15 protein-coding genes and 2 pseudogenes are annotated in these 26565 nt (G+C 72.1%); 11 read left to right on the top strand and 6 right to left on the bottom strand.

Translation table 11 applies throughout. The features are described 5' to 3' along the window. Nucleotides 1-97 precede the first annotated feature (97 nt). The 4 genes from ACIBJF_RS09120 to moeZ all read left to right on the top strand — a co-directional run bounded on the left by ACIBJF_RS09120 (nt 98) and on the right by moeZ (nt 4746). On the top strand, nt 98-1459 hold the full coding sequence (locus ACIBJF_RS09120; protein ID WP_399173234.1) for a hypothetical protein: 1362 nt from the start codon (nt 98-100) through the stop codon (nt 1457-1459). Between the two features lie 348 nt (nt 1460-1807). After that, complete coding sequence (locus tag ACIBJF_RS09125; RefSeq protein ID WP_399173049.1) at nt 1808-2767, top strand: NAD-dependent epimerase/dehydratase family protein; 960 nt, start codon at nt 1808-1810, stop codon at nt 2765-2767. Further along, nucleotides 2755-3504, top strand: coding sequence for a spherulation-specific family 4 protein (locus ACIBJF_RS09130; protein ID WP_399173050.1), 750 nt, complete (start codon nt 2755-2757; stop codon nt 3502-3504). Before ACIBJF_RS09125 ends, ACIBJF_RS09130 begins: the two co-directional genes overlap by 13 nt. 63 nt (nt 3505-3567) lie before the next feature. Beyond that, nucleotides 3568-4746 carry an adenylyltransferase/sulfurtransferase MoeZ gene (moeZ, locus tag ACIBJF_RS09135; RefSeq protein ID WP_323375512.1) on the top strand — a complete coding sequence of 393 codons (1179 nt, stop codon included), beginning with the start codon at nt 3568-3570 and terminating at the stop codon, nt 4744-4746. A 65-nt stretch (nt 4747-4811) separates the two neighbouring features. On the opposite strand, the gene ACIBJF_RS09140 is transcribed toward moeZ, so the two are convergent. From ACIBJF_RS09140 to ACIBJF_RS09150, 3 genes are all read right to left on the bottom strand, one after another. After that, nucleotides 4812-6374 (bottom strand): alpha/beta hydrolase, encoded by a 1563-nt coding sequence (locus tag ACIBJF_RS09140; RefSeq protein WP_399173051.1) that lies wholly within the window; start codon nt 6372-6374, stop codon nt 4812-4814. 181 nt (nt 6375-6555) lie between these two features. Beyond that, on the bottom strand, nt 6556-8100 hold the full coding sequence (locus ACIBJF_RS09145) for an alpha/beta hydrolase (protein WP_399173052.1): 1545 nt from the start codon (nt 8098-8100) through the stop codon (nt 6556-6558). Nucleotides 8101-8194: 94 nt separating this feature from the next. After that, complete coding sequence (locus ACIBJF_RS09150; RefSeq protein WP_399173054.1) at nt 8195-11020, bottom strand: lysylphosphatidylglycerol synthase domain-containing protein; 2826 nt, start codon at nt 11018-11020, stop codon at nt 8195-8197. A 186-nt stretch (nt 11021-11206) separates the two neighbouring features. On the opposite strand from ACIBJF_RS09150, the gene ACIBJF_RS09155 reads away from it, so the two are divergent. The 5 genes from ACIBJF_RS09155 to nudC all read left to right on the top strand — a co-directional run bounded on the left by ACIBJF_RS09155 (nt 11207) and on the right by nudC (nt 21534). Then, complete coding sequence (locus ACIBJF_RS09155; protein ID WP_399173056.1) at nt 11207-11593, top strand: MGMT family protein; 387 nt, start codon at nt 11207-11209, stop codon at nt 11591-11593. A 257-nt stretch (nt 11594-11850) separates the two neighbouring features. Then, nucleotides 11851-15276 carry an ATP-dependent helicase gene (locus ACIBJF_RS09160; protein ID WP_399173057.1) on the top strand — a complete coding sequence of 1142 codons (3426 nt, stop codon included), beginning with the start codon at nt 11851-11853 and terminating at the stop codon, nt 15274-15276. Between the two features lie 114 nt (nt 15277-15390). Further along, entirely contained in the window at nt 15391-18978 is a 3588-nt protein-coding gene (locus ACIBJF_RS09165; RefSeq protein ID WP_399173058.1) for an ATP-dependent helicase, read from the top strand. 53 nt (nt 18979-19031) lie between these two features. Continuing rightward, complete coding sequence (locus tag ACIBJF_RS09170) at nt 19032-20435, top strand: dipeptidase (RefSeq protein WP_399173059.1); 1404 nt, start codon at nt 19032-19034, stop codon at nt 20433-20435. Nucleotides 20436-20589: 154 nt separating this feature from the next. Further along, a complete protein-coding gene (gene nudC / locus ACIBJF_RS09175) occupies nt 20590-21534 on the top strand; it encodes an NAD(+) diphosphatase (protein WP_399173060.1) in 945 nt (314 codons plus the stop codon). Nucleotides 21535-21607: 73 nt separating this feature from the next. On the opposite strand, the pseudogene ACIBJF_RS09180 reads toward nudC, so the two are convergent. Then, a pseudogene (locus ACIBJF_RS09180) lies at nt 21608-21712 on the bottom strand (NrdH-redoxin); the annotation flags it as partial. A 71-nt stretch (nt 21713-21783) separates the two neighbouring features. Between ACIBJF_RS09180 and ACIBJF_RS09185 the strand changes: the two are divergent. Continuing rightward, nucleotides 21784-22611 (top strand): annotated as a pseudogene (locus ACIBJF_RS09185) (recombinase family protein); the annotation flags it as partial. A gap of 742 nt (nt 22612-23353) precedes the next feature. On the opposite strand, the gene ACIBJF_RS09190 reads toward ACIBJF_RS09185, so the two are convergent. Both ACIBJF_RS09190 and ACIBJF_RS09195 read right to left on the bottom strand, forming a co-directional pair. Next, a complete protein-coding gene (locus tag ACIBJF_RS09190; RefSeq protein ID WP_399173061.1) occupies nt 23354-23602 on the bottom strand; it encodes a hypothetical protein in 249 nt (82 codons plus the stop codon). Between the two features lie 257 nt (nt 23603-23859). After that, entirely contained in the window at nt 23860-24117 is a 258-nt protein-coding gene (locus ACIBJF_RS09195; protein WP_399173062.1) for a mycoredoxin, read from the bottom strand. Nucleotides 24118-24299: 182 nt separating this feature from the next. On the opposite strand from ACIBJF_RS09195, the gene ACIBJF_RS09200 reads away from it, so the two are divergent. After that, a complete protein-coding gene (locus tag ACIBJF_RS09200) occupies nt 24300-26495 on the top strand; it encodes an ATP-dependent DNA helicase UvrD2 (RefSeq protein ID WP_399173063.1) in 2196 nt (731 codons plus the stop codon). Nucleotides 26496-26565: the final 70 nt, after the last annotated feature.

Consider the following 26565-nt stretch of genomic DNA (forward strand, 5'->3'; position numbering starts at 1 on the left):
GCGGGGCATGGGGGTGTCCGGGGAGGCGGAGGGCTGGGGTTCGGCTGCCGGGATTTCGAGGGAGCCGGTCGGGCTGGGCGGGCTGGATCGGCCCGGGATGCCCCGTGCCGCTGAGCCTTGGGACGCGCGGTCGAGGGAGTGGTTCGAGGCAGAGCGCGGCGGTGAGGGGGCCCTGTCCGGCGAGGACTCGCCGGCGCCGTCCGCCTCCGTGCCCTATGCGGCAGGCTCAGCTGACGTCGCCGAGCCGGACAGGCGGCCGGACCGCCCCGGGACGCTCGCCGCGGGCGCCGTCACCCAGGCGGCGCCGGACAACTCCCGGTCCGGCGACGGGGAGTCGGGCAAAGGGCGCATCGCCGCGCCCCGGCGGGGAGCCGCCGACCCGGTGAAAGCCCTGCTGCACCGGCACCGTGAGCTGTGCGAGCGGGCCGTGGACCCGTTGGAGATCGCGGCCGGACTGGAGGCGCACGGCGTCACCGACCGGACCGCCGCCCGCTTCCGCCACCGCGACGTCTTCTCCCTCGCCGAGGAGCTCTACGCGCGCGTGCCGCGAGGCGGCGAGCAGGGCCCGGAGTCCGAACCCCCGCCCGTGCCCCGCGTGCGCGCGGACTGGATCCTGCTCACCCTCCTGCCCGGCGCCCTCGGCGCGGCCACCGTGGCCGGACTGCGCCTCACCCACGGCCAACCCCGCCTCGGGGCCGCCGCCGTCGGCATCCTCGCCGTAGCCCTCGCCACGCGTGCCGCACTGCGCCGCGGCCCCCTCGCAGGTCCGCCCGGCACGCGCACGTGGCGCACCAACGGCACACGCGCGTGGACCCTGTGGCTGCTCGGGTACGCCCTCCTCGGCGACGGCCTCCTCCACGCCGTCGTGACCGGTGGCACCGACGCCCTGCCGACCGGCGCCCCGGACGGCCCCTGGCCCACGGCCGTCGCGCCCGTCCTGGCCCTCACCGCGGCCTGCGCCCCGGCGGCCTGGTGCGCCCACCTGCTCGGCGCGGGCGCCCGCCGCAGGCTCGCCGGCAGCCGGGGGCTGGAGGACTTCAAGGCCGCCGCCACACCGTTGCTGTTCGGCACGTTCGCCCTGTTCCTGGGCGCGCTCACCGGCCTGCTCCTGGTGTGCGGCGCCGTCCTGCACGACCCCGTGGCCTATCCACAGGCCCTCACCTTGGGCGCCCTGCTGCTGCTCGCCCGCCTGCTCACCGTGCACGGCCACCGGCACGCCCCGGCCGTGGCGCTCGGTGCCGCGGCGGCCATGGAGGCGGTGACGCTCGCCCTGCCGCTGGCCGGAAGGCTGCCCGGTAGCGCCGCCCTGTCGGCGCCCGTACGGACCCTCGTGGAGGCCTGGGGGGAGGCCGCCGTCCCGGCCCTCGCCTGCGGCACGGCCGCACTGGCCCTGTTGTTCCACGCCGGCCGCACCCTCACCCAGGCCTCGGCGCATGCGCCCACGGCAGCCCCCGAGTGAATCTTCCGCCGCCGGCCCGAACCGCCGCCGGAGGCGACCGCATCACCCCTTTTTTGAAGGAGACCACCAGATGACCACCTCCCGACCCGGAGCGTCCGGAGCCCCCGGAACCTCCGGCGCGTCCGCAGCAGTCGCAGCCGCGGATGCACAAGCCGGGACCGCCGGAGCCGGAGTCCGGGAAACCACCGGCTCGGCCGTCACCGCGAGCGCGGGCGGACCCGCCGCACCCTCCTGGCCCAAGGCACGCCACTGGCCCACGGCACCTGTCGGCCCCGCCGGTCACAGCAGCGCCGCCGGTCACATCGGCCCCACCGGTCACGCCGGCGCCCACACCAGGGGAGCCGCCCGATGAGGGTCCTGATGATCGGAGCCAACGGATACATCGGCCGCTTCGTCGCCGACCGTCTGCTCGCCGACCCGGCCGTCCAGCTCACCGCGCTCGGCCGCGGCGACGACGCCGACGTCCGTTTCGACCTCGCCACCGGCAGCCCCGGCGCGCTCACCCGCTTCCTGGACGCGGTTCACCCCGGGGTCGTCATCAACTGCGCCGGCGCCATCCGCGGCGGCGCCCGCGAACTGACCCGGCACAACACCGTGGCCGTCGCCACCGTCTGCGAGGCCCTGCGCCGCAGCGGCTGCGGGGCCCGTCTGGTGCAGATCGGGTGCAGCTCCGAGTACGGGCCGAGCCAGCCCGGCTCCTCCACCGCCGAGGACGCCGTACCGCGCCCCGGCGGCCCGTACGGCGTGAGCAAGCTCGCCGCGACCGAACTGGTCCTCGGATCCGGACTGGACGCCGTCGTGCTGCGGGTGTTCTCCCCGGCCGGCCCCGGCACCCCGGCCGGCTCCCCGCTGGGCCGGCTCGCGGAGGCGATGCGGCGCGCGATGCAGTCCGGCGACGGCGAGCTCAAGCTCGGCGGCCTCGGCGTGCAGCGCGACTTCGTCGACGTACGCGACGTCGCCCGCGCCGTGCACGCCGCCTCGCTCTCCGCGGCGCAGGGCGTCATCAACATCGGCTCCGGCCGTGCCGTCCGCCTCCGTGACGCCGCAGCAGTCCTCGCGCGCGTGGCGGGATACGGCGGGGCCCTGCACGAACTCGACGCCCCGCCCGGTCCGCTGCGCAGCGCCATCGGCCACCCCCGCGCCGACTCCGAACACGGGGCCCCGGTGGCGTACCCGTACCCGGACGGCTGCGGCAGCTGGCAGCAGGCCGACGTGCGCACCGCGCGCGACCGGCTCGGCTGGCGTCCCCGCATCAACCTCGAAGAATCCCTGGCAGACATCTGGATGGAGGCGGCATGCCGCATCTGACCAGCACCACAGCAGGCGCCACGAACACCGGCCTGCGCACCGCCATCGGCGTACCCGGCTACGCCCACCCGCTCGTCGCCCCCGCCCAGTGGGCCGAACTCGCCCGCCCGGGCACCCCACTGGACTGGGTGGTGCTGAACGTGGCCGCCGGCCCCGGCACCCGCCCGGACCCGCACTGCCTGGAGGCCGCGGCCCGCCTGCGGGGAGCGGGCGTCCGGGTCCTCGGCCACCTGGACCTCACCCACGGCGCCCGCGCCTTCGCCGACCTGCTCTCCGAGGCCCACCGACACCTCGACTGGTACCGGGTCGACGGCTTCCTGCTCGACCGCTGTCCCACCGACCGCATCGCGCTCCCCGAGGTCCGCCGCGTGGTCACCACGCTCCGGACGATCAGTGACACTGCCCACATCGTCCTCGGCCACGGCAGCCATCCGCACCCCGGGTACGCGGAGAACGCCGATCAACTGGTGACCTTCTCCGGCGCCTGGACCGACTACCGCTGGTCGCAGGTCGCCGAGTGGACCGCCGACTACCCGCCCGACCGCTTCTGCCACTTCGTGCACGGCGTGCCCCGCGGCCACCTGGAGGAGGCGCTGCGCATCGCCCGCTGGCAGGGTGCGGCGACGATCTACTTCACCGACCGCACGGATCGCGGCGGCGGCACCGACCCCTGGGAGACCATGCCCGGCTACTGGGACGAAATCGTCTCGCGTATCGGAACAGGTGTCTCGGAATGAAGAAGGCCGTGGCAGTGTTACGGGGAGAACAACTGTAGTGATTGACCGACCAACGGAGTCCCCGTGTCGCTGCCACCCCTGGTTGAGCCAGCCTCTGAGCTCACCGTAGACGAGGTCCGCAGGTACTCCCGCCACCTGATCATCCCCGACGTGGGCATGGACGGGCAGAAGCGGCTGAAGAACGCCAAGGTGCTCTGTGTGGGCGCCGGCGGCCTGGGTTCGCCGGCGCTGATGTACCTGGCCGCCGCGGGCGTGGGCACCCTCGGCATCGTGGAGTTCGACGAGGTGGACGAGTCGAACCTGCAGCGCCAGATCATCCACAGCCAGTCCGACATCGGCCGCTCCAAGGCCGAGTCCGCCCGTGACACCGTCAAGGGCATCAACCCGTACGTGAACGTGGTCCTGCACGAGGAGCGGCTCGAGGCCGACAACGTGATGGACCTGTTCAGCCAGTACGACCTGATCATCGACGGCACCGACAACTTCGCGACCCGCTACCTGGTCAACGACGCGTGCGTGCTGCTGAACAAGCCGTACGTGTGGGGTTCGATCTACCGCTTCGACGGCCAGGCCTCCGTCTTCTGGTCCGAGCACGGCCCCTGCTACCGCTGCCTCTATCCGGAGCCCCCGCCCCCCGGCATGGTCCCCTCCTGCGCCGAGGGCGGCGTCCTGGGCGTGCTCTGCGCGTCCATCGGCTCCATCCAGGTCAACGAGGCCATCAAGCTCCTCGCGGGCATCGGCGAGCCGCTGGTCGGCCGCCTGATGATCTACGACGCCCTGGAGATGACGTACCGCCAGGTCAAGGTCCGCAAGGACCCGAACTGCGCGGTCTGCGGCGAGAACCCGACCGTCACCGAGCTCATCGACTACGAGGCCTTCTGCGGCGTCGTGTCCGAGGAGGCCCAGGCGGCGGCCGCCGACTCCACGATCACTCCGAAGCAGCTCAAGGAGTGGATCGACGACGGCGAGAACATCGAGATCATCGACGTCCGTGAGCCGAACGAGTACGAGATCGTCTCCATCCCGGGCGCCAGGCTGATCCCGAAGAACGAGTTCCTCATGGGCACCGCGCTGGAGGGCCTCCCGCAGGACAAGAAGATCGTCCTGCACTGCAAGACGGGTGTCCGCAGTGCGGAAGTCCTCGCCGTCCTGAAGTCCGCGGGCTTCGCCGATGCCGTCCACGTCGGCGGCGGCGTCATCGGCTGGGTCAACCAGATCGAACCGCACAAGCCGGTCTACTGAGCCGGTTCCCCAGTGTGGATGGCGGGGGCCTCGGGTGCGTACGGTGCCCGGGGCCCCCGTTCGTGTCAGGAGCAGACTTTGCCGTCCTTCGGCACCGTCCCGTTCAGCAGGTAGGCGTTCACCGTCGAGTCGACGCAGTCGCTGCCGTTGCCGTTGCCGTACGCGCCGTGTCCCTCGCCCTTCCAGGTGAGTTCGATGCCGACGCCCTTGCCCAGTTCGTCGGCCATTCTGCGGGCGCCCTCGTAGGGCGTGGCCGGGTCGCCGGTGTTGCCGACCAGCAGGATCGGCGCCGCTCCCGGTGCGCTGACCTCCGGAGTCGTGTACTGGCCCGGCACCGGCCAGTCGTGGCACCAGCCCGCCGTGTCCCAGCCCAGGTAGTCCCCGAACACGGGCGAGATCCGCTCGAACTCCGCCAGCCGCTTCTTCGTCTCGGCGGGCGTCGGCCGCTCCTTCTCGTCCAGGCACGATATGACCCGCTGGGAGTGGGTCGTCGTGCCGTAGTGACCCGAGGCGTCCCGGTCGTTGTATTCGTCCGCGAGCGCCAGCAGCGGTGAACCGTCGCCCTTCTCCGCCGAGTTGAGAGCAGCGGTCAGCCTCGGCCAGCCGGCCTCGCTGTACAGCGGCACGACGATTCCGGTGAGCGCGAGGGTCTCGGTCAGCTTCCGTCCGGACGTGGCCGGCAGCGGTTTCGCGTCGATCCGCTTCAGGAGGGTCGCGATCTTCCGGCTGCCTTGTTCCGGGTCCTGACCGGTCGACTTCAGGTAGTCGTCCAGTGCCCGCTGGAAGCCGCGGGTCTGGTTCTCGGCCTGGCCCACGGTGTCCGCGGTCGGGTCGACCACCGCGTCGAGGATCATCCGTCCCAGCCGCTTCGGGAACAAGTGGGCGTACACCCCACCGAGTTCGGTGCCGTAGGAGATGCCGAAGTAGTGCATCCGCGGGTCGCCGAGGACCTGGCGCATCAGGTCCATGTCGCGTGCGGTGTCGGTGGTGGACACATGGGCCAGCAGCTTGCCGGCGGCCTTCTGGCAGCCCTTGCCGAAGTCGACGGCGTCCTGGAGGAACGCCTTCTCCTCCTGCGCGGTGTCCGGGGTGCCGTCCACGTCCTCGGCGGCCTCGGTCTGCCGGTCGCCGCGGCAGCGGACGCCCTCACTGGCGCCGACCCCGCGCGGGTCCCAGCTCACCACGTCGTAGCGCTCGCGGAGTTTCGAGACGGTGTTCGCGTAGTACGGCATCATCTCCAGGCCCGAGCCGCCGGGGCCGCCGAAGTTGAACAGGAGCGAGCCGATACGGTTCCCGCCCGTCGCCTGCGCGCGGATCAGCGCCAGACCGATCGTCGCGCCGCCCGGCTCGGACCAGTCCAGTGGCACCTTGAGCGTCGCGCACCGCCAGTCGCCGCTCGGCGCGGGGGAGTCCCCTGTGGCCTTGCACCCGTGCCAGTCGAGGTGCTGGGAGGTGAGGGAGGCGGGCAGGTCCGTCGTGGGCGAGGACGGGGGAGCCGCGCTCGTGCCCTTGTCCTCGCCGCCCTCGTGCCCCTTCCCGTTGTCGCCCCCGTCCGAAGAGCCGCCGCCGCAGCCGGCCACCAGCAGCGCCGCGGCCACCGCGGCCGTCCAGCGCAGGAATCGCCTCATACGCACCCCCCTCACAGGCCCTTCGCGTCGTGCCGCGCCGGGCGTCCACGCCATGGTAGGCACACCCGGCCGATCCTGTGACGGGCTGTGGATAACGCTCTGACCTGTGGTTTTTTTGCGACTGCGGGGTGCTTCAGGCTGCGGGACGGTTCAGGCTCGGGACGTTCCAGGCTTGGGTGTTTCAGAAGCAGACCGTGCCGGCCTTCGGTTCCCTTCCCTCCAGCAGATAGCCGTTCACCGCGCGCTGCACGCACCGGTTCTTGCTGTCGTACGCACCGTGCCCCTGGCCCTTGTACGTCAGCTCGACGGCGACGCCCTTGCCGAGCGCGTCCACCATCTTCTTCGCGCCCTCGTACGGAGTGGCCGGGTCGCCGGTGTTGCCGACGACGAGGATGGGCGCCGAGCCGGGCGCGCTGACGTCGGGATGGTCGGCGGCACCCGCCACGGGCCAGTCGGTGCAGCTGAGCATGCCCCAGGCCAGGTAGTCCCCGAACATCGGGGAGACGGCACGGAACTCGGGCAGCTTCCGCTGGACGTAGTCGGCGGTGTACCGCGGCTTCTCGTCGGCGCAGTTGATGGCGATGTTCGCCGCGGTGATGTTGCTGTACTCGCCGTTCTCGCTGCGGCCGTTCATCGAGTCGGACAGCAGCATGAGGATCTTGCCGTCGCCCGCGTACGCCTGCTCCAGGCCCTCGGTGAGGTACTGCCAGAAGTCCTTGGAGTACAGGGACTGCGCGATGCCGTTCGTCGCGGCGGTCTGGGTGAGCTGGCGTGGCGCGATGCCGGGGATCGGCCTCTTCTCCAGGTCGTTCAGCAGTTTCGCGATGCGGTTCTTCACATCCTGCGGAGTGGTGCCGACAGGGCACTCCGTGGTCTTCGAGGTGCAGTCCTTGGCGTAGTTGTCCAGCGCGAGCTGGAAGCCCTTGGCCTGTCCGAGCGCGCTCTGTTCGGGGTTCTGCGTGGGGTCGACGACGGCGTCGAGCACGGCCCGGCCGACGTTCTTGGGGAACAGGTGGGCGTACACGCCGCCGAGTTCGGTGCCGTAGGAGATGCCGAAGTAGTGCAGCTTTTCGTCGCCGAGGACCTGGCGCATCAGGTCCATGTCGCGGGCCGCGTCGGTGGTCGCCACGTGCGGCAGGATCTTCTTGGAGTTCTTCTCGCAGGCCGCGTTGAACTGCTTGGTGCGGGCCAGGAGTTGGGTCCGCTCGGCGCTGTCGTCGGGTGTCGCGTCCTGCTGGAAGTACGTGTCCAGCTGGGCGTCGGTCTCGCACTCCACCGGGGCGCTGCGGCCGACCCCGCGCGGGTCGAAGCTGACCAGGTCGTAGCGGGTGCGCAGGGCGGCGTAGTCCGAGCCGAACGCGGGCAGCGTGCTGACGCCGCTGCCGCCGGGGCCGCCGAAGTTGAACACGAGTGAGCCGATCCGCTTGCTCGCGGGGCCGCTGGCCTTGGCGCGGATCAGGGCGATGCCGATGGTGTCGCCCGTCGGCTTGCTCCAGTCCAGGGGTGCCTGCATGGTGGCGCACTGCCATGTGCCGCCGTTCGGCAGCGGAGACGGGGCGCTGCCGCCGCCCTCGGCCTCGGACGGAGCAGGGCAGTCCTTCCAGTCCAGCTTCTGCGCGGTGAGGTCGCCGGCCTCGGCGCCGTCGCCGCACCCGGCCAGCAGGGCCGAGAGCAGCAGGGCAGCGGTGGTCAGGGCGGCGGCGCGCAGCCGGGTGGGGTTTGCCATGTTTCCATCCTGGAGGCGCGCACGCCGGGGCGCGCGGGGCGCGAGCCGTACGAGGTACGTGCACTCCCGCGCCGGCGGGGTACGCGCGCGTGCCTTACAGGGCTCCCTTGCGGGTGAGCTGGTTGAAGGCGAGCCAGCCCGGCAGCACCGGCAGCCACAGCGTCAGCAGGCGGTAGAGCAGGACGGCCGGGGCGGCGACCTCCTTGGGCAGGCCGACGGCGATCAGGCCGACCGTCAGGGTCGCCTCCACGGCGCCCACGCCGCCCGGGGTGGGCGCCGCGGAGCCGAGCGCGTTGCCGGCGAGGAAGACCACGGCGACGCTGGCGATGCTGAGTGAGGTCGAGCCGTCGCCGAACGCCCGGATGGAGGCGTCCAGGCACATCACGAAGCAGAACGTCAGCAGCAGGATGCCGCCGATGCCGGTGATCAGCTTCTGCGGCCGCTGCAGCACATCGAGCATGCGGGGCACGACACCCGCGAACAGTGACCGCACGCGCGTGACGACGAATTTCCGCATGAACGGCACCGAGGTCACCACCAGCACCAGCACCGCGACCGTCAGCAGGCCTGCGATGACCGTCCGGGACGGCGACAGGGACGGCGTCTTCTCGGTGCCGGTGAGATAGCCGAAGGACAGCAGCATCAGGATGTGGAAGCCGAGCCCGGCCAGCTGTGAGGCGCCCACGCTGGCCACCGCGAGCCCCGGCCGGACCCCCGCGCGCTGCAGGTACCGCGTGTTGAGGGCCACGCCGCCGACCGCGGCCGGTGCCACGATCTTCACGAACGAGCCGGCCACCTGAGCCGCCACGGCCCGCAGGAACGGCACCCGCTCCGGCACGAACCCCAGAAGCTGCATCGCCGCCGCGACATAGCTGACCGCCGAGAACAGCACGGCGGCGGCGACCCAGCCCCACTGGGCGTTGGCCACGAGCGGCCCGAACTCGATGTGGGTGAGCTGTGTCAGCAGGAAGTACGCGCCGATGGCACCGGCGATGACGCTGATCAGCGTGCGCGGCCGCACCCGCTCCAGCCGGGCCGGCTCCACCGGCGCCTGCGGCCTGATGCGCAGCACCTCATGGCGGATCAGGGTGAGCAGATCTTCCTCACGCGCTTCCTCGAGGGCCTCGTCGATGGCCCGCTTCTCCGCCCGCGCCTGGGCGCGTACGGCTTTCTTGTCGGCTTTGCCGGCGGTCTCAGCGCCCTCCGCTACGGCTTCCTCCGCCCGCACCTGCTTGGCCTGCCGGGATGCCTCCAGGACCGCCTCGCGCTCGCGCTGGGCCTGCTCCCGGGCCAGTTTGCGCAGCGTCGCGCGCGTGGAGCGCGTCAGGGCGATCGGCTGGAGCAGCGGCAGGCAGTCGGCGACCGCGTCGGGTCCGAGCACCCTCACCGCCGAGGCCACCGCGCGCTCCGCGCCCACCCGCAGACCGAGCGTCGTGAGCAGCTGGGCCACGTCCATGCGCAGCAACAGCTCGCCGGCCGCGATCTCACCGCCGCGCAGTTCGGTGAGGATCACCCTGCCGGAACGATCCACCAGAATGGCGTCACCCGCGAGTCTGCGGTGTGCGATGCGCCGCGACTGCAGCGCCTGCACCTGGTGCCAGGTGTTGCGCAGCAGCTCGTCGGTGATCTCCTCGTCGGCCAGTGAGTCGAGGGTGCGCCCGCCGGTGTGCTCGTAGACGAGCATGACGGCGTCGGGACCGAGTTCGGAGGTGGCGATCAGCTTGGGCGCGTTGGCGCCGGCCGCGATCGCCGCGTAGGCCAGCAGTGCCTCCTGTTCCAGCGCCTGGCGCAGTGACTGGAGGCTGGAGCGGGTGGCGAAGCCGCGCAGGGTGAGATTGCGCCACGCGCGGTAGAAGAAGCCCTGGGCCTGCTGTTCCCGGTCCACGACCGTGACGTCCAGCGGCGGGCCGTCCTCCAGGGTGACGAAGTAGCGCCGACCGCGGTCGCCGTTCTCCGTCTCCACGGCCTCCTCGCGGGCCGCGCTGACGGGGTGGAAGCCCACGTGTCTGAGGCCGGCCATCAGGGTCTGCCCGGTGGGGCGCACGTTGGGGGAGCCGACCGCGTACAGAGTGCCGTAGGCGATGGTCCAGCCGATCAGCACCGTCAGGATGATCGAGAACGGGGTCGTGTAGCCGGTGACCAGCATCGAGAACGCGTCGAGCAGCAGCACGATCCACAGCACCGCGCGCCATCTGGGTCTGCGGGACATGCCGACGGCCGTCATGTAGGCGATGACGGGTGCCAGATAGCCGTGCACGGGGTCGGTCAGGGCGTGGATGTCGCCCGGGGAGGGCTGGGTGAGCGCCTCCTGGATCGAGTCCGGGGCGGCCCGCGCGACCCACAGGTCGGTGGCGAGGGTCACTCCGTGGGCGAGGACCGCCGCGAGGACGCCGTCGGCGATGCGCAGCCCGTCACGTTTGATCAGCCGTTCGATCGCGAAGGCGACCGGCACCAGCAGGATGGCGATGCTGGACGCCAGACCAGCGATCTTGATGAGCAGGTCGGGGGCCTGACCGGTGCCCTTGTTGATGTCCTGCTCGAAGCCCGAGGTGGTGCCGTGCGCGAACGCGGCGATCGCGAGCAGTACCACGATGGCGAGCACACCCACCAGGAGCCGCATGAGGTCCGAGGGGCGGTGCACGCGCGCGGGGAGCAACGGTTCGTCGCCCTCCACGGCCTCGGCGTGCGGATCGTCGTCGGAGCCCGGACCATGACCGGGAGGCGCTTTCTCCGGGACGTGCGCCCCCTCGGTGCCGTCGCTTGTGTCGGCCGCGCTGTTCTCACGCGCGCGCGTGCCGTCGTCTGCGCCGCTCTCACGCGCGCGCGTGCTGTCGTCCTGCGGGCCGCCGGCGGTGTCGGGACGCGCGGCGGCGTCAGGGGTGCCCGCCGCGCCTTCGGGGTGCACGCCCTGCTGCTTCATGGTCTCTTCTTGGTCTCGTATCACCAGTCACCGCCCGCACGATGGTGGCATGCCCCACCGGCACACGGGGGCATCAGGGTGCGGATGCGCGGGCGCACAGTCTGCCGGAAGCGCCGTCCGGGGGCGAGAGGGCCGTTCCCCGCGGTCCGCGCCGCGATGTCGGTGGGGTGCGGCAGGATGGGGCGAATGAGCGAGCAGAGCCCTGGCGAGGACACCCACGAGGAGTACGCGGACGCGCTGCCGGAGTACGCCGAGCGGGTCCTCGAGGTCGCCGAGCGGATCCCGCCGGGGCGGGTCATGACGTACGGCGATGTCGCCGAGTGGCTTGAGGAAGGCGGACCGCGCCAGGTCGGCCGGGCGATGTCGCTCTACGGAGGCGCCGTCCCGTGGTGGCGTGTGGTACGTGCCGACGGGGCGCTGCTGCCCGGCCACGAACTGCGCGCGCTCGCCCACTACCGCGCGGAGGGCACGCCGCTGAAGGAGGCGGCCAGGAGCGCCGAGGGGCATCTGCCGCGGATCGACATGCGGCGGGCCCGATGGGACGGCGGAACGGACGCGGAGGGTCACACCTGACAGCTTCCGCCATCCGATGCCCTCGGGGAGAGCCCGTAGCCCGTATGGGTGACGTGGGGGACATCCGTGGCATGACGTACGTTCGTGGGATGTGGGACGCCTGTGGCAGCAGCGCCGCGAGGGAAGAAGCGGAAGCACTGCTTCCGTCCGGTGCGGCGGCGTAGCGTCGGCTGCGCGCGTCCCCTTCACCCCGCGGCCACCGCCCCGCACGCGTGACCGCCCGCCCATCAGCACGAACACCAGGACCGGCCGATCACGTGAGCTCCTCTTCCTCCACCAGGCGCCTGCCGCACCCCCCGGTGCGGCAGGGGAGTCGTGGCGCTTACCGACTGGTCCGTACCCCGCCGGCCGCCGTCGACCCCCCTCGTCTGGACGCGGCACAGCGCGCCGTGGTTGACCACCGCGCCGGCCCCATGCTCGTCCTCGCCGGTCCCGGCACCGGCAAGACCACCACCCTCGTGGAGTCCGTGGCCGCCCGTATCGACCGCGGCGCCGATCCCGAGCGCATCCTGGTGCTGACCTTCAGCCGCAAGGCCGCCGTCGACCTGCGCGACCGCATGGCCCTGCGCGTCGGCGCCGCCCGCGCGCCCCGCGCGACCACGTTCCACTCGTACTGCTACGCACTGGTGCGCGCCCACCAGGACAGCGATCTGTTCACCGAGCCGCTGCGGCTGCTCTCCGGCCCCGAGCAGGACGTCACCGTCCGCGAGCTGCTCGCCGGACAGCCCGAACTGCAGCGGCTCGGACTGGCGCATGTGCGCTGGCCCGACGAGCTGCGCGCCTGTCTGACCACCCGTGGCTTCGCCGACGAGGTCCGCGCGGTCCTCGCCCGCAGCCGCGAGCTGGGCCTCGGTCCTGATGCGCTGGACGCCTTCGCCCGCCGTATCGGCCGCCCCGACTGGCGCGCCGCGGCCGCGTTCCTCGCGGAGTACCTGGACGTGCTCGACATGCAGGGCGTGATCGACTACACGGAACTGGTCCACCGCGCGGTCCTGCTCGCCCGCCGCCCCGAGACCGCCGCACGGCTCGCCGCCCAGTACGACGCCGTGTACGTCGACGAGTACCAGGACACCGACCCCGCCCAGGTACGGCTCCTGCACGCGCTGGCCGGCGGCGGACGGACCCTGGTCGCCTTCGGCGACCCCGACCAGTCGATCTACGCCTTCCGGGGCGCCGACGTGAACGGCATCCTCGACTTCCCGGCGGCCTTCCCGCGCGCGGACGGCCGTCCCGCCCCTATCGAGGTACTGCGCACCTCCCGCCGCTCCGGCGCCGCCCTGCTGGCCGCCACGCGCCTGATCACCCAGCGCATGCCGCTGCCCAGGCTGCCCGCCGACAAGGTCCGCGCCCATCGCGAGCCGGCCGCCCTGCGGGACGGGGGCCGCGTCGAGGTCTACACGTACCCGACGGCCGGTACCGAACTGGACAACATCGCGGACATCCTGCGCCGCGCGCACCTGGAGGACGGCGTCGCCTGGAGCGACATGGCCGTCCTGGTCCGGGCCGGCTCCCGCACCCTGCCCACCCTCCGCCGTGCCCTCACCGCGGCCGGCGTTCCGCTGGACATCGACGGCGACGACCTCCCCCTGCGCCACGAACCGGCGGTTGCCCCCCTGCTGACGGCCCTGCGCGCGGTGGCCACGGCGGAGGCCCGGAGCCACGAGGACAACGCAGGGGCGCCCGCCCTTTCGGAAGAACCCGAGGAACCTGGAGAACGCGAAAAGACCGCCTCTGAAGAGGCTGCCGCCACGGACGCCGCTCCCGAGGACGCCGGCCCCGAAGACACCGCGGAGCCGGCCCCGGACATCTCCTGGCTCGACACCGAGACCGCGCTCACCCTGCTCGCCTCCCCCCTCGCCGGCATGGACCCGGCCGATCTGCGCCGCCTCGGCCGTGCCCTGCGCGAGGAGGAGCGGGCGGCCGGCAACCCGCTGCCGCCCCCCTCCGACGTACTGCTCGCACGAGCGCTCGCGGAACCCGAGCGCCTGGCCGTGCACGACCCGGCGTACGCGCGCGGGGCGCAGCGCCTCGGCGCGCTCCTCCGCAAGGCCCGCGAACGGCTCGCGGGCGGCGGTACGGCCGAGGAGGCGCTGTGGGACCTGTGGGAGGGCACACCGTGGCCCGCGCGCCTGGAACGGGCCGCCCGGCGCGGCGGCGCGGCCGGCCGCAACGCCGACCGGGACCTGGACGCCGTCTGCGTGCTGTTCGCCACCGCCGCGCGCGCGGAGGAGCGCACCGGAGGCCGCGGCGCGCTGAGCTTCCTGGAGGAGATCGAAGCCGAGGACATCGCCGCCGACACACTCACGCGCCGCGCGGTACGCCCCGACGCCGTCCGTCTGATGACCGCGCACCGCGCCAAGGGCCTTCAGTGGCGGCTCGTCGTCGTCGCCGGTGTGCAGGAAGGCCTGTGGCCCGACCTGCGCCGGCGCGGCTCCCTCCTGGAGGCCGACCGCATCGGCCGCGACGGACTCGCCGAACCGCTCACCCCGGGCGCACTGCTCGCCGAGGAGCGCCGCCTGTTCTACGTGGCCGCCACACGCGCGCGTGACCGTCTCGTCGTCACCGCGGTGAAGGCACCGGCCGACGACGGCGACCAGCCGTCTCGCTTCCTGACCGAGCTCGGCGTCGAGCCCCGGGACGTCACCGGCCGCCCCCGCCGCCCGCTGTCCGTGGCCGCGCTCGTCGCCGAGCTGCGCGCCACCACAGTCGACCCGCGCGCGTCCGCCGCCCTGCGGGAGGCCGCCGCCCGCCGCCTGGCCCGGCTCGCCGCCCTCGCCGACGAGGACGGCCGCCCCCTGGTGCCCTCCGCCCACCCCTACCGCTGGTGGGGCATGTACGACCCCACGGAGAGCAAGGTGCCGCTGCGCCACCGCGACCGGCCGGTCGTGCTCTCCGGCAGCGCCCTCGACCAGCTCGCCAACACCTGTGCGCTCCAGTGGTTCCTCGGCAGAGAGGTGAAGGCCGACGCCCCGGCCACCACCGCACAGGGCTTCGGCAACGTCGTCCACGTCCTCGCCGACGAGGTCGCCTCCGGCCGCAGCCCGGCCGACCTCGACGTCCTCATGGAGCGCCTGGACTCGGTGTGGAACGCGCTGGCCTTCGACGCGCCCTGGAAGTCGCAGCAGGAGAAGGACAACGCGCGCGTGGCGCTCGAACGTTTCCTGAACTGGCATGTGCTGGACCGCACCGGCCGCACCCCGGTGGCGAGCGAGCAGGACTTCGACGTCACCCTCGAAGCCGGTGACTACGAGGTCCGCATCCGCGGCCAGATGGACCGCGTGGAGACGGACGACGAGGGCCGTGCCTACGTCGTGGACTTCAAGACGGGCAAGCAGGCACCGAGCGCCGCCGAGGTGGCCCGCCATCCCCAGCTCGCCGTCTACCAGCTCGCCGTCCGGGAAGGCGCCGTGGACGAGGCCTTCGACGGCGTACGTCCCGAACCCGGAGGCGCCGAACTGGTGCACCTCAGGCAGGGCGCCGCCAAGCGCGACGGAGGCGACAGCGTGCCCAAGGTGCAGACCCAGGAGCCGCTGGCGGGGGAGTGGGTCGGCGAGCTGCTGGCCACCGCCGCCGGCAAGGTCCTCGACGAGCGGTTCGCGCCGAACAGCGGCCAGCACTGCACCCACTGCGCGTTCCGCGCCTCCTGCAGCGCCCGGCCGGAGGGGCGGCACGTCATCGACTGAACCACCGCCAGGTGCCGGAGTGACCCATGGCACCACATGGGCTGACCTGCGCTTCTTCCTCCCTGAAGGGCCGAACGGCGCTCGACTGTCAGTCCCCGCCGCTAGCCTTCCGGCATGCCCGCCCGTATCAGCGACCCCGAGCAGCTCAAGGAGCTCCTCGGCATCCCGTTCACCCCGGAGCAGACGGCCTGCATCACCGCGCCGCCCGCCCCGCAGGTGATCGTGGCCGGAGCCGGGTCGGGCAAGACCACCGTGATGGCCGCCCGCGTGGTCTGGCTGGTCGGCACCGGCCAGGTCGCCCCCGAACAGGTCCTCGGCCTGACCTTCACCAACAAGGCCGCCGGCGAGCTGGCCGAACGCGTCCGCAAGGCCCTGATCAAGGCCGGCGTCACCGACCCGGACGTCATCGATCCCGACAACCCGCCCGGCGAGCCCGTGATCTCGACGTACCACGCCTTCGCCGGCCGCCTCCTCACCGACCACGGCCTGCGCCTCGGCCTGGAGCCCACCTCCCGGCTGCTCGCCGACGCCACCCGCTACCAGCTCGCCGCGCGCGTGCTGCGCGAGGCCCCCGGCCCCTACCCCGCGCTGACCCGCTCCTTCGCCGACCTCGTCAGCGACCTGCTCGCCCTCGACTCCGAACTCGCCGAACACCTCGTCGACCCCGAGGAACTGCGCTCCTGGGACGCGGACCTGCTGCGCACCCTCCAGAGCGCCAAGCTCACCAACGCCGACCTGCGCAAGGTGCCCGAGACGGCCGCCGCCCGCCGCGAACTGGCCGACCTCGTCCGCCGCTACCGGACGGCCAAGCGCGAACGCGACCTGCTCGACTTCGGCGACCAGATCGCCCTGTCCGCCCGCCTCGCCCGCATCCCCGAGGTGGGCCGGCTGCTGCGCGAGGAATTCCGCGTGGTGCTCCTGGACGAGTACCAGGACACCTCCGTGGCCCAGCGCGTCCTGCTCGCGGGCCTGTTCGGCGGCGGTACGGGCCATCCGGTGACCGCCGTCGGCGACCCCTGCCAGGCCATCTACGGCTGGCGCGGCGCCTCCGTCGCCAACCTGGACGACTTCCCGGCGCACTTCGCGCACGCCGACGGCCACCGAGCCACCAGGCAGGCCCTCAGCGAGAACCGCCGAAGCGGCGGACGCCTCCTCGACCTCGCCAACGGCCTCGCCGAACCCCTGCGCGCCATGCACGCGGGCGTGGAGGCCCTGCGCCCGGCCCCCGGCGCCGAGTACGACGGCACGGTCCGCTGCGCCCTGCTGCCCACCCACGCCGAGGAGATCGACTGGATCGCCGGCTCGATCGCCCACCTCGTGCACACCGGCACGGCCCCCGGCGAGATCGCCGTACTGTGCCGCACGGCAACCGACTTCGCCGAGATCCAGGGCGCCCTCGTGGCGCGGGACGTGCCCGTCGAGGTGGTCGGCCTATCCGGGCTGCTGCACCTGCCCGAGGTCGCCGACCTCGTCGCCGTCTGCGAGGTCCTGCAGGACCCCGGCGCCAACGCCTCCCTGGTCCGCCTGCTGACCGGCCCGCGCTGGCGCATCGGCCCCCGCGACCTCGCCCTGCTGGGCCGCCGCGCCCGCCTGCTGGTCGCCCACGCACGCGTGGAGGACACCGACGACCCCGACCGCAGGCTCGCCGCCGCCGTCGAAGGAGTCGACCCGGCCGAGGTGATATCGCTCGCGGACGCCCTCGACACCTTCCTCGAAGCCCCCATGGACGCCGAGGCGGATGACGACGGGCTGCCGTTCTCACCGGACGCGCGCGTGCGCTTCGCGCGCCTGGCCGCCGAACTGCGCGACCTGCGCCGCTCGCTGTCCGACCCGCTGATGGACGTCCTGCACCGCGTGCTCGCCGTCACCGGCCTGGAGGTGGAGCTGTCGGCGTCCCCGCACGCCCTGGCCGCCCGCCGCCGCGAGACCCTGTCCAACTTCCTGGACGTCGCCGCGTCCTTCGCGGCGAGCGACGGCGAGGCCACCCTGCTCGCCTTCCTCGGCTTCCTGCGCACCGCCGCGCAGTACGAGAAGGGACTCGACAACGCCCTGCCCGGCGGCGAGAACACCGTCAAGGTGCTCACCGCCCACAAGTCCAAGGGCCTGGAGTGGGACGTCGTCGCCGTCCCCGGACTGGTCAAGGGCACCTTCCCCAGCGCACAGGGCCGCGAGAAGTGGACGGCGCAGGCCAAGGTGGTACCGCACGCCCTGCGCGGCGACACCGACACCCTGCCCGACGTCGACAGCTGGGACGCGCGCGGCATGAAGGCCTTCCACGAGGCCATGAAGGACCACCAGCACACCGAGGAGCTCCGCCTCGGCTACGTCACCTTCACCCGCCCCCGCTCCCTTCTGCTCGGATCCGGCCACTGGTGGGGGCCCAGCCAGAAGAAGCCACGCGGCCCCTCCGACTTCCTCCAGGCCCTGCACGACCACTGCGCCGCCGGACACGGCGAGATCGAGGCCTGGGCCGAGGAGCCCGCCGAGGATGAGGAGAATCCCGCCCTGCACGCGGCCGGCGCCGACCAGGTGTGGCCGCTCCCGCTGGACGCCGCGGCCCTGGCCCGCCGCCGCGCGGCCGCCGAGACCGTCCTCGCCCACCTGGACGCCCTCGCCACCCAGGACACCGCCCACCCGCTGGCCGCCCACGACCCCGCCGCCCTCGACGACCCGGACTGGCCCCCGCCCCCGGACGACGACCCCTACGGCGAGGAGCCGTACGGTGACTTTCCGTACGACCAGGATCCGTACGACCAGGATCCGTACGGCGAGGATCCGTACGGTGACGACGACTTTCCCTACGACGAGGACGTGCCGGCCGGTGAGGGAACCCGAGGCGCCGCGGTCGCCGTCGGCGACGAGGAACCGCCGTACGACGTGTCCGCCCCCGCCCACCGGGACGCCTGGCGCGCCGGACGGCCCACGGTCCCGCACCAGGCGCCCGCCCCGCCGCACCGCCCCCGCCCCGCCGAGTCGCGGGACCTTACCGACCTCACTCCGGAGGAGGCCCGCACCATCGCCTCCTGGGACCGTGACCTGGACGCGCTCACCGGAGAGCTGCTGCGCGCCCGGCAGACCGTCACCGACGTCCCGCTGCCCGCCGCGCTCACCGCCTCCCAGCTGCTGCGCCTGGCCGAGGACCCGGACGGGCTCGCGCAGGAACTCGCGCGCCCCATGCCGCGCCCCCCGCAACCGGCCGCACGCCGGGGCACCCGGTTCCACGCCTGGGTCGAAGCCCGCTTCGAGGAGCTGACGCTGCCCCTGCTGGAGCCGGACGAGCTGCCGGGCAGCGACGCCGAGATCGCCGACGAACAGGACCTGGAAGCCCTGAAGGAGGCCTTCGAACGCACCGAGTACGCCCGGCGCACCCCCTACCGGGTCGAAGCGCCCTTCCAGCTCACCCTCGCCGGCCGCGTCGTACGGGGCCGCATCGACGCGGTCTACAGACACGGGGACGGCGACGGGGCGACGTACGAGATCGTCGACTGGAAGACCAGCCGCACCCGCACCGCCGACCCGCTCCAGCTCGCCGTGTACCGGCTGGCCTGGGCCGAGCAGCAGGGCGTGCCGCCCGAGTCAGTCACGGCCGCCTTCCTGTACGTGCGCACCGGCGAGGTCGTACGGCCGCGGGACCTGCCGGACCGGGCCGCCCTGGAACGGCTCCTCACGGAAGACGCCGAAACGGCGAACCAGGCAAGCTGAGTGTGACGAACCGCCCGCCGAGGATGTCGGTGCGGGCCGATAGGCTCGTGAGCATGAGCCAGACCCCGGACAGCGCCGTCCGCACGTACATCGAGCAGCACCGCGCCGCCTTCCTCGACGACCTCGCCGCATGGCTGCGCATCCCCTCCGTGTCGGCCCAGCCCGACCACGCGCCCGACGTACGGCGCAGCGCCGACTGGCTCGCCGCCAAGCTCAAGGAGACCGGCTTCCCGACCGCCGAGGTCTGGCAGACCCCCGGCGCCCCGGCCGTCTTCGCCGAGTGGCCCTCCGGCGACCCCGAGGCGCCCGCCGTCCTGGTCTACGGCCACCACGACGTGCAGCCCGCCGCCCGCGAGGACGGCTGGGACAGCGACCCCTTCGAGCCGGTCGTCCGCGGAAACCGTCTCTACGCGCGCGGGGCGGCCGACGACAAGGGCCAGGTGTTCTTCCACACACTCGGCGTCCGCGCCCACCTCGCCGCCACCGGCCGCACCGCCCCCGCGGTCAACCTGAAGCTGCTGATCGAGGGCGAGGAGGAGTCCGGCTCCCCGCACTTCCGGGCCCTGGTCGAGGAGCACGCGGGACGGCTCGCCGCCGACGCCGTGATCGTCTCCGACACCGGCATGTGGTCCGAGGACACCCCGACCGTCTGCACCGGCATGCGCGGCCTCGCCGAGTGCGAGATCCGGCTGTACGGCCCCGACCAGGACATCCACTCCGGCTCCTTCGGCGGTGCCGTACCCAACCCGGCCACCGCAGCCGCCCGCCTGGTCGCCGCCCTGCACGACGAGCACGCGCGCGTGGCGATCCCCGGCTTCTACGACGGCATCGTGGAGCTGACCGACCGCGAACGCGAGCTGTTCGCCGAGCTCCCCTTCGACGAGTGGCGCTGGCTGGACACCGCCAAGTCCCGCGCCACCCACGGCGAGGCCGGATACAGCACCCTCGAACGCATCTGGGCCCGCCCGACCGCCGAGGTCAACGGCATCGGCGGTGGCTACCAGGGCCCCGGCAGCAAGACGATCATCCCGTCCTCGGCCATGGTCAAGCTGTCCTTCCGGATGGTCGCCGGCCAGGACCCCGACCACCTCGAGAAGGCCGTCCGCGCCTGGGCCGAGACCCGGGTGCCCGCCGGGATCCGGTACGAGATCGGCTTCGGCGCGGCCACGCGCCCGTGCCTGACACCGCTCGACCATCCCGCACTGCAGTCCGTGGTCCGCGCCATGGGCCGCGCCTTCGAGAAATCGGTCCGCTTCACCCGCGAGGGCGGCTCCGGACCCGCCGCCGACCTCCAGGAGGTCCTCGACGCCCCCGTGCTCTTCCTGGGCATCTCCGTCCCCTCCGACGGCTGGCACGCCCCGAACGAAAAGGTCGAGCTCGACCTCCTCCTCAAGGGCGTCGAGACCAGCGCCTACCTGTGGGGTGACCTGGCCGAGCACTGGCGTCACACGCCCTGACCGGCCGGTGCCGTACGGGAGGGCATCGCGCGCGGGGCACACTGGAAGGACCGTCCCGCCCGGCCCGCCCGCGCCCGGCCCGGTGCCCTCCCGCCCACGTCCCGCCGAACCGCCCGCCGAACGAACCGCTGCACTGGGGGAGTTGGAAGCACCCGTGACCACCTGGACCGACGACACAGCCGATCGACCCATCTCGCTGACCGCTCCGAGCGGCATCGACCGCGCCGCGCACCACCGGCTCGACGAGGCCTGGCTCGCGGCGGCGTGGAGCCACCCTACGACCCGCTGCTTCGTGGTCTCCGGCGGCCAGGTGCTCATCGACGAGACGCCGGACGGCCGGACCGAACTCGTCATGACGCCCTCCTTCGAGGCCCCGCTCACCGAGGCGCACCGCTACTTCCTCGGCATCGACGAGGACGGCGTCAGCTACTTCGCGCTTCAGAAGGACGCGCTGCCCGGCCGTATCGACCAGTCCGCACGCCCCGCCGGGCTGCGGGAGGCCGGCCTGCTGCTCTCGCCGCGCGACGCCGGGCTGATGGTGCACGCGGTCGGCCTGGAGAACTGGCAGCGCACCCACCGCTTCTGCTCCCGCTGCGGTGAGCGCACGGTCATCGCCGCCGCCGGTCACATCCGCCGCTGCCCGGCCTGCGGCGCCGAGCACTACCCGCGCACGGACCCGGCCGTGATCATGGCCGTGACCGACGCGGACGACCGCATCCTGCTCGGCCGCCAGGTCCACTGGCCCGAGGGCCGCTTCTCCACGCTCGCGGGCTTCGTCGAACCCGGCGAGTCCATCGAGCAGGCGGTGCGCCGCGAGGTGTCCGAGGAGGTCGGCGTCACCGTCGGTCCCGTGGAGTACGTGGCCAGCCAGCCCTGGCCCTTCCCGTCCAGCCTGATGCTCGGCTTCATGGCCCGCGCCACCTCGACCGAGATCGAGGTCGACGGCGACGAGATCCACGAGGCCCGCTGGTTCTCCCGTGAGGAACTGCACGACGCCTTCGAGTCCGGCGAGGTGCTGCCGCCCTACGGCATCTCCATCGCGGCCCGCCTGATCGAGATGTGGTACGGCAAGCCGCTGCCGACGCGCAGCTTCGTCTGAGACACAGCGGGGCGGCCCCTGAAAGGATCAGGGGCCGCCCCGCTGTGTGGTCGCCGCGGAAACCCCCGGAGCGTCAGGCGGCGAGCTCCTGCTTCACCTGGGCGAGCGACGGGTTCGTCAGCGTGGTGCCGTCCGCGAAGAGCACCGTCGGCACGGTCTGTAGACTTCCCTCCTGCTTGTGGCGGCCAGGGAGAGCCGCCCCATGTTCGGGAGGGGGAGGCCGTGAGCGAGAAGCCCAGGGCTCTTGGCGTGGTCCGTCTGTCTGTAGGCAACGAGAACCAGACCGGCGAGGAAACGCAGCGGACCCGCATCAGCAAGCGGGTGGATGCGGAGGAAATGGAGCTGGTCGACTTCGCAGTCGACATCGACGTGTCGGCGTCCATCTCGCCGTGGATGCGCCCGTCCCTGGGGGACTGGCTCAATAACAAGAAGGACCAGTTCGACCACATCGTCATCCTGAAGATCGACCGTATCGCCCGGTCGGTCCGCCACCTCTCGGACATCATCGAGTGGTGCGAGGCGAACGGTAAGGGCCTCATCTCCTGCGAGGAGGGGTTCGACCTCTCGAAGCCGTGGGGGAAGACCATCGCCAAGATCCTGGCCGTGGTCGCAGAGGCGGAGCTGGACGCCATCAAGGCCCGCAACAAGGCGTCCCGGGAGACCATGCGGAAGACGGGCCGCTGGCCGGGCGGCCTGGTCCCGTTCGGCCGCAGGGCTGTGAAGGGGGAGGAAGGGTTCACTCTGGAGCTCGACCCCGAGTACGGCCCAAGGTTGATTGAGATGATTCGCCGCTTCGTCGAGAAGCCGAGCTTCTCGGCTGTGGCCGACTGGCTGAACGAAGAAGGCGTGCCCACGGCTCAGGACATCGCTCGTATCCGTGCGGCGGCAGGCGAGAGCACGACTCGGTTGGCGGCCCCGAAGCCCCGGGGAAGCAGGTGGACGCCGACCACGGTGCAGGCCGTACTGACCAGCCGCTCTCTGCTCGGGGAGTACGTACGTGCCAACGGCTCCGTGGTCCGCAACGACGACGGCACACCCGTCATGCGGTCCGAGCCAGTGCTGAACGAGGAGGAGTGGGCGAAGCTGTCGGGGGCCGTCGCCTCGGTCAAGTACAAGAAGCAAAAGGGCTCCACATCGCCGACGGTGGGCGTGACGTTCTGCCTGTTGTGCGGAAGCTCCCTCTACTTCGTGAAGGGCGACCCGTCCAAGAGCAAGCGCGCGCGGTACCGCTGTCACGGCAACAAGAGCAAGGGCATCCAGGCGTGCCCGAAGCAGAGGTTCTGGGCGGAGGACTTGTACCCCTGGCTGGAGTCGGCCCTGTTGGGCGAGATCGGCCACCTGGAACGGATGGAGTCGAAAACGACCATCGACGACAGCCGTGCGGCGAAGCTCGCTGTGATCGACGGCAAGATGAATCAGCTTCTGAAGGAACTCCAGCAGGACGAGATCAACGCCGTCGCGTACGCCTCGCAAGTCGCCAGCCTTGCCCAGGAGCGAGAGAAGGTCACCAACCAGGAGGGACCGAAGCCGGTGACCGTGTGGACGGGCACGGGCGAGAGCTACGCGGAGTGGTGGGAGCGGTCGAGTGTCGACGAGCGCCGGGAGTTCCTGAAGAAGCACCAGGTGAAGGCTCACTTCCGGCCCGATGTCCTTGCCATCGATCCAGGCGACCTCATCGAGAACATTCGGCAGCAGGGTGTCTCATGGTGGGAGACCCCCTCCAAGGCTTCTCAGGTGCTCGCACCGATCACACCGGTCTCGCTGTCCGGAAAGCAGTACGAGAAGCCCATGACGCTTACGGGTGCCGAGTGGGAGATCGTCAGCCGCTGGGAGGACTACGAAGCGGAACGTGCGGCGCAGCAAGCGAAGGCCGAAGGTGAGGCCAAGCGGGCGGACGGAACCGAGAGAACTCCACGAGCCCTTCCCCCTGCGGCGGGGTGAAGGCGTCGGACACGTCGCCCTGTACGACGAAGGTTCCCCGCTCTGTGCGGTACACGTTCGGGCAGTCATCTTCGCCGCACTCGCCGTTCCCGTTCCCGGTAAGCCGAGTCAGCTCCTCGCGTGCCATGCGATACCCCCTGGTTCGCGGCCCTGGGTGGGCCGTTGGACACGACCGTACGAGGGCCATGCTCGGCCGTCCATGCATGAACGTGGGTATGCACGTTCTTGCATGAAGTGCTCTGGCGAGTGCGCGTCGTACGGTCGTGGGCGGCCGGTATCGACGGCGCGTGGCCGACGTGCGACGGCTCGCTGCCCGCTTCCCCTACATACAAAGCGACCCCCTCCGGTGACCATGACCAGAGGGGGCCGCAGCGCTGCGGAGCGTCAGACCGCGAGAGCCTGCTTCACCTGGGCAAGGCTCGGGTTCGTCATCACGACCTCGTTGCCACCCGAGGTGGGAACTACCCGAACGGTGGGGACCGTCTGGTTTCCGCCATTCGCCTTCTCCACGAAGGCGGCGGACTCGGGGTCCTGCTCGATGTTGATCTCGGTGTAGGCGATGCCCTCCCGGTCCAGCTGGCTCTTCAGCCGCCGGCAGTAGCCGCACCAAGTCGTGCTGTACATCGTCACAGTGCCCTGCATGTCTCTCGTGCTCCTCAGGCAGCTCGGAAAGTCGTCCGGGGGGAGAACGTACGCGAGCCGCCCGCCATTCCCACCCCGGGTATCCACAGGTGGCTGTGACGCCTGCCGCATTCATACGACGATCTGTGCCCGCCTGTGGACAACCGGCACGGCGGTCCCGGACGACCTGGCAGCATGGCGGTGTGACAGCAGCAACGCACTCCACCCTCTTCCCGCAGGCACCGGACTCTGCCGACGCGGTGCTCGAAGGGCTCGACCCCGAGCAGCGCGCGGTGGCCACCGCCCTGCACGGCCCGGTGTGCGTCCTGGCCGGAGCGGGCACGGGCAAGACACGGGCGATCACGCACCGCATCGCCTACGGCGTGCGCGCCGGCATCCTCCAGCCCTCCAGCGTGCTCGCCGTCGCCTTCACCAACCGCGCCGCCGGAGAGATGCGCGGCCGGCTGCGCCAGCTCGGCGCCCACGGCGTCCAGGCCCGCACCTTCCACTCCGCCGCCCTGCGCCAGCTCCAGTACTTCTGGCCGAAAGCGATCGGTGGCGGCATGCCCCGGCTCGTCGACCGCAAGATCCAGCTCGTCGCCGACGCCGCCGCAAGCCTGGGCACCCGGCTCGACCGGGGGGAGCTGCGCGACGTCACCGCCGAGATCGAATGGTCCAAGGTCACCCAGACCATCCCCGCCGACTACCCGTACGCGGCCGCGAAGGCCGGCCGAGAGGCTCCGCGCGACCCCGCCGAGATCGCCCACTTGTACGCCGCCTACGAAGACCTCAAGCGCGACCGCGCCGTGATCGACTTCGAGGACGTCCTGCTGCTGACCGTCGCCATCCTCCAGGACCGGCACGACATCGCCGAACAGGTCCGCGCGCAGTACCAGCACTTCGTCGTCGACGAGTACCAGGACGTCAGCCCGCTGCAGCAGCGGCTGCTCGATCTCTGGCTCGGCGACCGTGACAACCTGTGCGTCGTCGGTGACGCCAGCCAGACGATCTACTCGTTCACGGGAGCAACGCCCGACCATCTCCTCGACTTCCGCGCCCGGCACCCCGGCGCCACCGTCGTCAAACTCGTCCGCGACTACCGCTCCACCCCCCAGGTGGTCCACCTCGCCAACGGTCTCCTCGCCCAGGCCCGCGGCCGCGCCGCCGACCACCGGTTGGAACTGGTCTCCCAGCGCGCCCCCGGCCCCGAGCCCGTCTACACCGAGTACACCGACGAGCCGGCCGAGGCCGAAGGCGCCGCCCGCCGCATTCGCGAGCTGATCGACGCGGGTGTCCCGGCAGCCGAGATCGCCGTGCTGTTCCGTACGAACGCCCAGTCCGAGACCTATGAGCAGGCCCTCGCCGACGTCGGCGTGCCCTACCAACTGCGCGGGGCGGAGCGCTTCTTCGACCGTCCCGAGGTGCGCAAGGCCGGCATTGCCCTGCGCGGCGCGGCCCGCTTCGGCGGCAATGACTCCCTGCTGGACGACGCCGTGGACCTGCCCTCCCAGGTGCGTGCCGTCCTGTCCGGAGAGGGCTGGACCACCGAGCCCCCGGCCGGCTCCGGCGCCGTGAGGGAGCGCTGGGAGTCCCTGGCCGCCCTGGTCAGCCTCGCCCAGGACCTCGCTGCCGCCAGACCCGGCGCCACTCTCGGCGATTTCGTGACGGAACTCGACGAGCGGGCGGGTGCCCAGCACGCCCCGACCGTCCAGGGCGTCACCCTCGCCTCCCTGCATGCCGCCAAGGGCCTGGAGTGGGACGTCGTCTTCCTGGTCGGCGTCGCCGAGGGCATGCTGCCCATCACCTACGCCAGAACCGACGAGCAGATCGAGGAGGAACGCCGGCTGCTCTACGTGGGCGTCACCCGGGCGCGGGAACGGCTCCACCTTTCCTGGGCGCTGTCCCGGTCACCCGGCACCCGCTCCAACCGCAGGCCCAGCCACTTCCTCGACGGTCTGCGCCCCGGTACCACATCGACCGTCGGCCACACGGGCAGCGCCGTCACGGGAGGCATCGAGCGCGGGACGGTCACCGGCACCATCGCCGCTCCCCGGCGCGCCCAGCGCACCCCCGCCCGCTGCCGGGTCTGTGGCCGCACGCTCACCGAGGCCGGCGAGATGAAGCTGATGCGCTGTGAGGACTGCCCCTCGGACATGGACGAAGGGCTCTACGAACGGTTGCGGGAGTGGCGGGCCGTCCAGGCCGAGCGCAGCGGGCAGCCGGACTTCTGCGTCTTCACCGACCGCACCCTGATGGCCATCGCCGAGGTGCGGCCCGGGAGTCCCGCCGAGCTCTCCCGCATCCCGGGCGTCCTCAGCCGCAAGCTGCGCAGCTACGGAACCGACGTTCTGGCCATCTGTGCAGGCCACGAGGTCGGCGAAGGCGACGAGGACGACTGATGCGAACTCGTCGAAAAAATAGTTTGCGCATGCCCACCGATCCCCATAGGTTCTAGGCACGGAAGCAGCG

The organism is Streptomyces sp. NPDC050743 (assembly GCF_044456925.1).
In the GTDB taxonomy this organism is placed as follows: Bacteria; Actinomycetota; Actinomycetes; order Streptomycetales; family Streptomycetaceae; genus Streptomyces.

Coding starts and splice junctions, on each gene's coding strand:
- ACIBJF_RS09140 (WP_399173051.1), bottom strand. CDS start 6,374: ATGAGGCGATTCCTGCGCTGGACGGCCGCGGTGGCCGCGGCGCTGCTG.
- ACIBJF_RS09165 (WP_399173058.1), top strand. CDS start 15,391: ATGCCCGCCCGTATCAGCGACCCCGAGCAGCTCAAGGAGCTCCTCGGC.
- ACIBJF_RS09155 (WP_399173056.1), top strand. CDS start 11,207: ATGAGCGAGCAGAGCCCTGGCGAGGACACCCACGAGGAGTACGCGGAC.
- ACIBJF_RS09195 (WP_399173062.1), bottom strand. CDS start 24,117: ATGCAGGGCACTGTGACGATGTACAGCACGACTTGGTGCGGCTACTGC.
- ACIBJF_RS09170 (WP_399173059.1), top strand. CDS start 19,032: ATGAGCCAGACCCCGGACAGCGCCGTCCGCACGTACATCGAGCAGCAC.
- ACIBJF_RS09190 (WP_399173061.1), bottom strand. CDS start 23,602: ATGGCACGCGAGGAGCTGACTCGGCTTACCGGGAACGGGAACGGCGAG.
- ACIBJF_RS09130 (WP_399173050.1), top strand. CDS start 2,755: ATGCCGCATCTGACCAGCACCACAGCAGGCGCCACGAACACCGGCCTG.
- ACIBJF_RS09120 (WP_399173234.1), top strand. CDS start 98: ATGCCCCGTGCCGCTGAGCCTTGGGACGCGCGGTCGAGGGAGTGGTTC.
- ACIBJF_RS09125 (WP_399173049.1), top strand. CDS start 1,808: ATGAGGGTCCTGATGATCGGAGCCAACGGATACATCGGCCGCTTCGTC.
- ACIBJF_RS09145 (WP_399173052.1), bottom strand. CDS start 8,100: ATGGCAAACCCCACCCGGCTGCGCGCCGCCGCCCTGACCACCGCTGCC.
- ACIBJF_RS09150 (WP_399173054.1), bottom strand. CDS start 11,020: ATGAAGCAGCAGGGCGTGCACCCCGAAGGCGCGGCGGGCACCCCTGAC.